This is a genomic window from Alphaproteobacteria bacterium (assembly GCA_018063245.1).
Lineage (GTDB): Bacteria > Pseudomonadota > Alphaproteobacteria > JAGPBS01 > JAGPBS01 > JAGPBS01.
Window position 1 is genome coordinate 1 of record JAGPBS010000069.1, and the last position, 7,679, is coordinate 7,679.

9 protein-coding genes are annotated in these 7,679 nt (G+C 41.5%); 6 read left to right on the forward strand and 3 right to left on the reverse strand.

The window, feature by feature from the left end:
• On the forward strand, positions 1-109 hold a 109-nt coding region (locus KBF71_08430), incomplete at its 5' end, for a transposase (GenBank protein ID MBP9878337.1).
• A 109-nt stretch (positions 110-218) separates the two neighbouring features.
• Positions 219-1,067: a hypothetical protein gene (locus tag KBF71_08435; protein ID MBP9878338.1), complete on the forward strand. Its 849-nt coding sequence runs from the start codon at positions 219-221 to the stop codon at positions 1,065-1,067.
• Positions 1,068-1,185: 118 nt separating this feature from the next.
• Here the strand turns inward: KBF71_08435 and KBF71_08440 are convergent, their stop codons facing one another.
• From KBF71_08440 to KBF71_08450, 3 genes are all read right to left on the reverse strand, one after another.
• The gene (locus KBF71_08440) at positions 1,186-1,767 is read right to left on the reverse strand and encodes a hypothetical protein (protein MBP9878339.1); all 582 of its coding nucleotides are present in this window, start codon (positions 1,765-1,767) and stop codon (positions 1,186-1,188) included.
• A gap of 423 nt (positions 1,768-2,190) precedes the next feature.
• The gene (locus KBF71_08445) at positions 2,191-2,601 is read right to left on the reverse strand and encodes a lipoprotein (GenBank protein ID MBP9878340.1); all 411 of its coding nucleotides are present in this window, start codon (positions 2,599-2,601) and stop codon (positions 2,191-2,193) included.
• Positions 2,602-2,745: 144 nt separating this feature from the next.
• Complete coding sequence (locus tag KBF71_08450; protein ID MBP9878341.1) at positions 2,746-3,021, reverse strand: DUF2798 domain-containing protein; 276 nt, start codon at positions 3,019-3,021, stop codon at positions 2,746-2,748.
• Positions 3,022-3,100: 79 nt separating this feature from the next.
• Between KBF71_08450 and KBF71_08455 the strand changes: the two genes are divergently transcribed.
• The 4 genes from KBF71_08455 (at position 3,101) to KBF71_08470 (ending at position 7,532) form a co-directional block, all read left to right on the forward strand.
• On the forward strand, positions 3,101-4,669 hold the full coding sequence (locus KBF71_08455; protein MBP9878342.1) for a lysine--tRNA ligase: 1,569 nt from the start codon (positions 3,101-3,103) through the stop codon (positions 4,667-4,669).
• A 15-nt stretch (positions 4,670-4,684) separates the two neighbouring features.
• Entirely contained in the window at positions 4,685-5,254 is a 570-nt protein-coding gene (locus KBF71_08460; protein MBP9878343.1) for a D-sedoheptulose 7-phosphate isomerase, read from the forward strand.
• A 99-nt stretch (positions 5,255-5,353) separates the two neighbouring features.
• Positions 5,354-7,279, forward strand: a complete 1,926-nt coding sequence (locus KBF71_08465) for a hypothetical protein (GenBank protein ID MBP9878344.1) — start codon at positions 5,354-5,356, stop codon at positions 7,277-7,279.
• Between the two features lie 46 nt (positions 7,280-7,325).
• A complete protein-coding gene (locus tag KBF71_08470; protein MBP9878345.1) occupies positions 7,326-7,532 on the forward strand; it encodes a hypothetical protein in 207 nt (68 codons plus the stop codon).
• The last annotated feature ends 147 nt before the right edge of the window (positions 7,533-7,679 follow it).

A 7,679-nucleotide genomic window follows, 5' to 3' on the forward strand; every position in this document is an offset into this window, starting at 1 on the left:
GTTTAATAAAATGAAGCATTTCAGAAGAGTAGCAACGCGATATGACAAATTGGCGGTCTCTTATATGGCTTTTGTTCTTCTATCTGCTATTTATTTGTGGCTAAAGTGAATGTCGACACTACCTAATCAATGACGCGTCTCATAACAATACCCCTTTTAACCGCTCAGCATATATTAAGGAACTCAAATCAGAATCAACGGATAGGCTCATTCTTCAATTGAAAGTTAAGATCCAAGCCGCTCGTATCTATAAGGCCCCGCTTGAGAGAAAGATTTTTGATTATTTAGAGCCTATTACTCGTATTCGTGAGGTTCTCGCGAGTCTCTGTGCATTCCTGGACCAACCCGTGGAGCTCTTCGACAGAGATGATCTCACAGACATCATCTACTCTCTTTCTTGGGTCAAAACAAAGCTTTTCAGTCTAGACCTCTCTAAAAAGGAAGATCCAACTGTCATTGAAAACTCATTTATTGAAGATATTTTAACCCCGAAAAAGAAAGTCAAAAAACAGCCACCCAAAAAACCGAACAATGGTGCAAAAAAGAAGCCGCTCAAAAAGCCTCCAAAAGCAAAACAAGCTGAGACTCTTAAAATTGACATTCCTCAAGCACCAACAGCTACTCTTGTCACTATTCCAGCGGTAACTACACCTACTCCCAAAAGGCCGCAGAAAATCAAACCAATTGAACCAACTGAAGAAGCTCAAATCAATGAGATCATCAACACAAGCAAAAAGAAACTTGCTGAGCTCAAACAGCGTGAAAAAGCAATGCATCTTTTCTACCTTAAAAATTGCGATGGCCAAGTGCGAAAACTCATGCAATCTATGTTCAACAAAGACGATATGACAATCACCGAAGTCAATAAACTCATTGAGCATCTGGCAAAAACATATAAGGGTGAAGCGCGTACTGGCTCAAGAACTGGCGGCATGCTGATTCTGAAAATCGCCGATCTCACTACAGGTGGTCATGCCCCGCACGGCGGAAAAACAGATGTTGACAAGGGCACTCTTTCTGATCTAAGACAATTCCTCGCGAATCTTTATGTAAGAATCAGAGACTAGATCTGCGAAATGAGAGAGTCACCATTCAAAGACAGATGATGAAACAACAAGTAATGGCTATCTAAAAATACCGTCATGGTGAGGAGCGACATAAGAGACGTTCAAATCTGTATATCGTTTACTTCTTCTTCGCAGCTGCTGGAACGGCTTTCTTTTTAGCTGCTGCTGGCGCTGCAGGGGCAATTTTGCAAGCCGCTGTAATCGCCTTATAGGCTGCCGTTGATCCTTTTAAACTATAAGTATCAACTGTTGGCGTTCCTTTTTTGGAAGTCCCTTTGACAATCATGGATGATCCATTGCGCAAGGTTTCAACAATTTTTTTGTCAATCTCTGGAGAATCTGCTGTTGCATTATCATCTTTTGGTGTGAGCTCAATTGTATTTTTATCAATCTGCAAAGCGACTTTCACATCTGCCTTATACTCATAGCCTGCGATAATTTGAAATTCATCAAAGCTTTTGCTCTTTACGCGGTGGGTCACAAAGGCCATGACTTCACCACGCGTTGTATATTTGCCTTCAGATTTCGTCGGCGCACTCGCCATGAAGCAAACTTTCCCGCCATCTTCGGTGAAGGTATAGGCTGTCCACTGATCAAACTTACCTAAAAGTTTCATATTATCATCAGCTTGTACAAGAGACGGAGCTGCAAGAAACGCGATTGAAAAAGCAGATATTTTGAAAAAACGAGAGAATGACATGACTGAGAACCCAAATATAAAGAGAATAAAGCCTTAGAGGCGACTCACTTAGTATACAAAATTCTGATGGATAAAATCAAGGGCCTCAAATCAGGCCACCTGATGAAAATTCGGACCTTTGCTCTCTTGCCTCTCCGCGTCACTCAGAGGGCTCCTCGCGTCGTAGCGAAGCGAAGACGGAAGGGGCCCGTGGAGTCTCATGGAATTAACAACTTGGTGCAGTTCTATATTAAGACATTGCAGAAACTCCACGGGCACTCGGTCGCCGCAAAGCTGCAACACGAGGCCCTCTGAGTGACGCGGAAAGGTGGGCACTCAAAGATGTTTATCAAATGTTTTTCACTCTTCTCATTCTCATGAGGTGGCTTCAAATGAAAAAAGCCCCTTAACAAAAGGGGCTTTTATAAACTCAAAACTCAGATCTTACTTGCGATCAAAAGATTCTTTGTTCTCTTCAGCTTGTTTTTTTGCTTCTGCCGCTCTTTTTGCTTCAGCTCTTTTTTCAGCTTCTGTCAAATAAGATGCATTACATTTTTTCTGTTCATAGAGTGACACAAGTTTAGCATGACGCTCTTGAGCCAATTTATCTGCGCCATTACCGTTCACTTCATTCACGATAACAGCAGGCCAGAAGAACAGACCATAAAACACATTACGACCTGAAAAACCTGTCTTGTCATCAATCCCTTGGCGAACCATTTTAACTTCTGTCATTTCTGCAGCGATTTGATGGCAGACCATGTTTGAGTCAGTTGCTTTTGTGACTTCCATTTTTGTATGGGTACAAGCTGAGAGAACAGCTACTGCTGCTGCTGTTAGAACGATCTTCTTCATAGTTTCACCTGTTAAAAATATTATGATTGCAGACCAGACTGTATCACTGACCTCAGCGATACTTGATCCTTTAGAATAATAAGATAATGATATCGAATTATGCGGCGATAATAATCCACCAAAAAACCTAAAGTCAAGAAAAAATTAATTTTTTATTAATACTGACTTTGCTTGTCTTCTTTTAATGACCATTTGCGTTAGGCGAAACACCAGCGGTTGGAGCGTATAGGAAACAAAAAAAGCAGTGACAAAACTCACAGGGAAAATCCGGATCCAATCATGAAAAAAATTAGCATAAAAACCTTGAACATAAAATTTGACAACCAGCGACATCACAAAAGACATAAAGAGTGACATGAAAAAGCAAAAGACAAGCCTATCAAAAACGAGTAATGATTTTAATTTTTTATATTTTGCCATCGGGACAGTCCTCATGTATAGTAGTGGTCTTAAGGTTTTTTTAGTATAGCCAAAAATTATGAACAAGTATGGTCACATCATGACAGAATTTCAAGCATTATTTCAAAACGCAAAAGCCTGGCCCTTTGAAGAAGCACGGGCTCTTCTCAAGCATCTAGGTGGCAAGCTTCCTGAAAAAGGTTATGTCCTTTTTGAAACAGGGTACGGTCCTTCAGGACTTCCGCACATCGGCACATTCGGAGAAGTCGCTCGCACCTCAATGGTTCGGCACGCTTTTGAAATACTCACCGGCATGCCAACAAGGCTTTTCGCTTTTTCTGATGATATGGATGGGCTCAGAAAAGTCCCGGATAATATTCCAAACCCAGAGCTACTGACTGCAAACCTCAACATGCCTTTGACAAAAGTACCTGATCCTTTCGGTAAATTTGAGAGTTTTGGTCATCACAACAATGCTATGCTGCGCGACTTTCTAGATCGCTTTGGCTTTAGCTACGAATTTAAATCAGCTACCGAATGCTATAAATCTGGCCTTTTTGATGAAGCGCTTCTTAAAGTGCTCCAAAATTACGACAAAATCATGGCGATTATGCTCCCAACTTTAGGGGCTGAGCGTCAAAAAACATACAGTCCTTTTCTACCGATTTGCCCAACAACCGGGCGTGTTTTACAAGTCCCTGTTCTTGAGCGCAATCTTGAGAAAGGCACAATTGTCTTTGAAGATGAGTCTGGCAAAAAACAAGAAGTATCCGTTACAGGCGGCAATGTGAAACTTCAGTGGAAACCTGACTGGGGTATGCGCTGGGCTGCTCTTGGCGTTGACTATGAAATGTTCGGAAAAGATCTCATTGATTCTGCGCATCTTGCCACAAAAATTTGCCGCACCATTGGCGGAAAACCCCCTCAACAATTCCAATACGAACACTTTTTGGATGAAGAAGGTCAGAAAATCTCTAAATCCAAAGGCAATGGTCTCACGATTGAAGACTGGCTCCGCTACGCTCCTGAAGAGAGCCTCGCTTTATACATGTATCAAAAACCACGCGTTGCCAAACGTCTGTATTTTGATGTCATTCCGCGTGCTGTTGATGAATACCTCGCCTTCAATGAAAAATATTCCAAAGAAGAAAAACCACAGCAACTCGAAAATCCAGTTTGGCATATTCACCGCGGCGAAGTTGAAAATGTTGAACAGGGCATTAGTTTCAACCTTCTCTTAAATCTTGCTGGCGCTGCAAATACTGAAGAGACCTCTGTTCTCTGGGGATTCATCAATCAGTATGATCCTTCAGCCACAAAGGAATCCCAGCCATTTCTCGATAAGCTCGTCAATCTTGCGATCAATTATTACCAGGACTTTATCAAGCCAACCAAGAAATTCAGAGCGCCAAATGACAAAGAGCGCGCTGCAATTCTTGACTTGCAGACTGAACTTAAAGCCATTCCAAACGCCGATCACACGTCTGATCATCTTCAAACACTTGCTTTCAGCATTGGTAAAAAGCATGAATTTGAAGATCTCAAAAGCTGGTTTGGCTGCCTCTATGAGGTTCTTCTCGGCCAAACGCAAGGACCCCGCATGGGATCTTTCATCGCTTTTTATGGCGTTGCCAACACAATCGCTCTCATTGAAGATCGGCTCAAATAGACAAGAGGTGAATCCATGAATAATATGATCAAATCTGAACTCCATAAATCACGCGATGTTCTCGATCGCATGATTGACTCACAAGATCTTCTGATCGCCATTGAACAGGTTATTCAAAAGTCGATTTCAGCCCTCAAGTCAGGCCAAAAGCTTATTTTTGCAGGCAATGGCGGAAGCGCATCTGACGCTCAGCACCTTGCTGCTGAACTGGTTGGCCGCTACCAAAAAGAACGCGAGGCTCTACCTGCTCTTGCTCTCACCACTGACACATCTGCTCTCACTGCCATCAGCAATGACTATGGTTTTGAGCAAGTCTTTGCACGCCAACTTGCAGCCCTAGGCCAAAAGGGTGATCTTTACTTTGCACTTTCGACATCTGGAAATTCTAAAAACATTCTGGCATCGCTACATATTGCACGCAAAAAAGGTCTTATTTGCGTTGGTATGACTGGCGAAAACGGCGGTGCCATGAATGAGCACTGTGATTATATGATCAAAGTTCCTTCTTCCATCACAGCAAAAATCCAAGAAGGACATATCAAAATCGGCCATATTTTATGCTTGGCCATTGAAGAGGCTTTTTAAGACATAGGTCTCCCCTTACTTTCTTTATAACACACAAAAAGACTCTCTGTGTGATTTTTTTTAAACAGAACACTTTTTCAATGAATTCTTAGGTCTGTCATGTATTACATTTTAAACCTCTTACGCGACAATTCTCCGCCACAAGATCCAAACCCCACTCCTGTTGTCTTGATGGATAATCCTCTCAGACGCTGCCCTCAAGATGTTCTTGAGGTTATTTATTCTTTCCTCGATGGAAAATCTCTGCTGACTTTCAGACTTGTTCAAAAAATGTCACCTGAGCAACAAAGGCGTTATTCACGAGATCTAAACCAGTATTTTCAACTGAATTTATTAAAACCGGAACCCTATCCATCACCTTTTCAAATCCTCGCATATACAAGCAAACTTGTCTATAGCATGCTTGGCTATGAAATGTACCACTTTCCCTTAGCAACGTCACCGATCTTTGATGCTTTTAATACTATCCATCTTCCTAAACAATTACAAACACTACAAAATCTAAATAGAGCGGCACAGCTTTTTGAAGAGCAAAAAAGACCTTTTAAGGGCCTTAACCTAGAAGCAGACCATCTCAATTCTCTCATCAATGATCTTTTATCGCCTGAAGCTGATCATCCCATGGCCAAAGCTCTTCCTGATATTGAACATTTATATCTCCGCACAGATAAGCAAATTGAAAAATTTCCTGCACTCCTCAAAAAAATAAAGTCATTGAAAACATTTGTTTTGAGTAGTTATCTCCTCATGCGGCACCTGATAGACAGTATGACTGACAAACAACTGGGTAAGCGCTTTCATGCCCTTGAATCCCTTGGCCTTCCGAATACAAATATTGATCCTAGATCCCTTGCACGGCTATTAAAATCGATTGAAACACCTCTCAAATCATTATATCTTTCCGAGTGTGAAGCTGTTTATTCGCTCCCCCAACATCTAAATAATGAAGAAATATGCCATATTTTTGGCCCTATTGAAGACCTTAAACTCGAAAATATAACGATAAGCCCTAAAATCCTTGCATCCATTTTAAAGGGCTGTCGATCGCTCAGGCGGCTTAGCTTAGCAAACTGCTCTCACATCACAGGCCTTTTCAACGAACTCTCAAAAGACAATAAGCTTGAGCAATTAGCGCGCATCGCCCATGGACCGTTTGAAAAAAGATATACCTTCGAAGAATCCGAAACTGCGCTCAAAAATCTATTACTGTTTCAAAAGGAACATCAAGCAAGATTACATGCTATTTTTAAAAATATCAGAGACCTCAACCTAAGAGTCACAGCTCTCAATAGCGACGATTTAAAGGGCATTCTTTCATTATGCTCTTCAGTCATTCATTTGAATCTAATTGGATGTCTTGGGATCTCCAATGCCATCGATAGTCAATCAGGAGACAAGTTTATTCTCGCTATCAGAAAGATTGAGACCTTAAATTTAGCAATCTCAGAAATCAGTATGACTGCTTTAGATACTATTTTTCGTGAATGCCACTCTCTCAGAAGACTGGGCCTATCTCATTGTACAAACCTTACAGCAGTTGTCTCACGGTTTGTTATGCACGATCCGCAATGGGTCTTTGGCCGTTTCACTGACCTGGATTTATCATATACAGGAATCGAAACCCTTCAACTCGAATTTCTGCTAACAGGCTCTCGATCCTTAGTCACATTAGATTTAAGCAAATGCAGGAACATCTCAGAACTTGTTCTTAAAAACACACCTGCTGCGCTTGAAAACTTATTTGGCCATATCTCAACACTTAACCTGGGCAAGACTAAAATAGAAGCAGAGGCCCTTGTTGCATTACTACCAGCTTGTCGCTCTCTTAAAAAGCTCTCATTAAACTTTTGTGAATCGATATCTGAAGCCTTTTCAGTCATGACTCCAGAGGCTCTTACACACATTTTCGCCTCTATTCAATCAGTAGATTTTCGTTACTCAAAACTCACGCATGAAGCTGCTAAAAAACTCAGAGCAGCCGCCCCTCATCTAAAAAATGGTGTTGAACAAGGTCTAAAACCCTAAAATCACAAAAATCATGATATAATGGAAGGATGGGGAGGAGTATGTCATGTCAATGGAGCCATCTATTCAGAAATCACAAAATTCACCAGATAAATCAAAACAGAACGGCACTCCGGCGCCGAATGAAAAGACTGTGCCAGCCAAAAATGGCCATCACCCTGTTCAGTATTCTACAGAAAGAAAAGAGCTTCCTCAAGAAGATGAACTGAGGATTGAAAACCTTGAAAACGAAGGCGGCCCGCCTTTGGGGTAAGGGGGGTGTGAGACAGAAAATCGTCATATATGGACGCCGATGATAATACAAGAAAAAAATCGAAAGCGATGTGTATAAGGAGAATTGAAGCTGTCATATATTCGGCATCTATGCGCCATAATGGTTTCTGCATTCTGCTTTTGATCC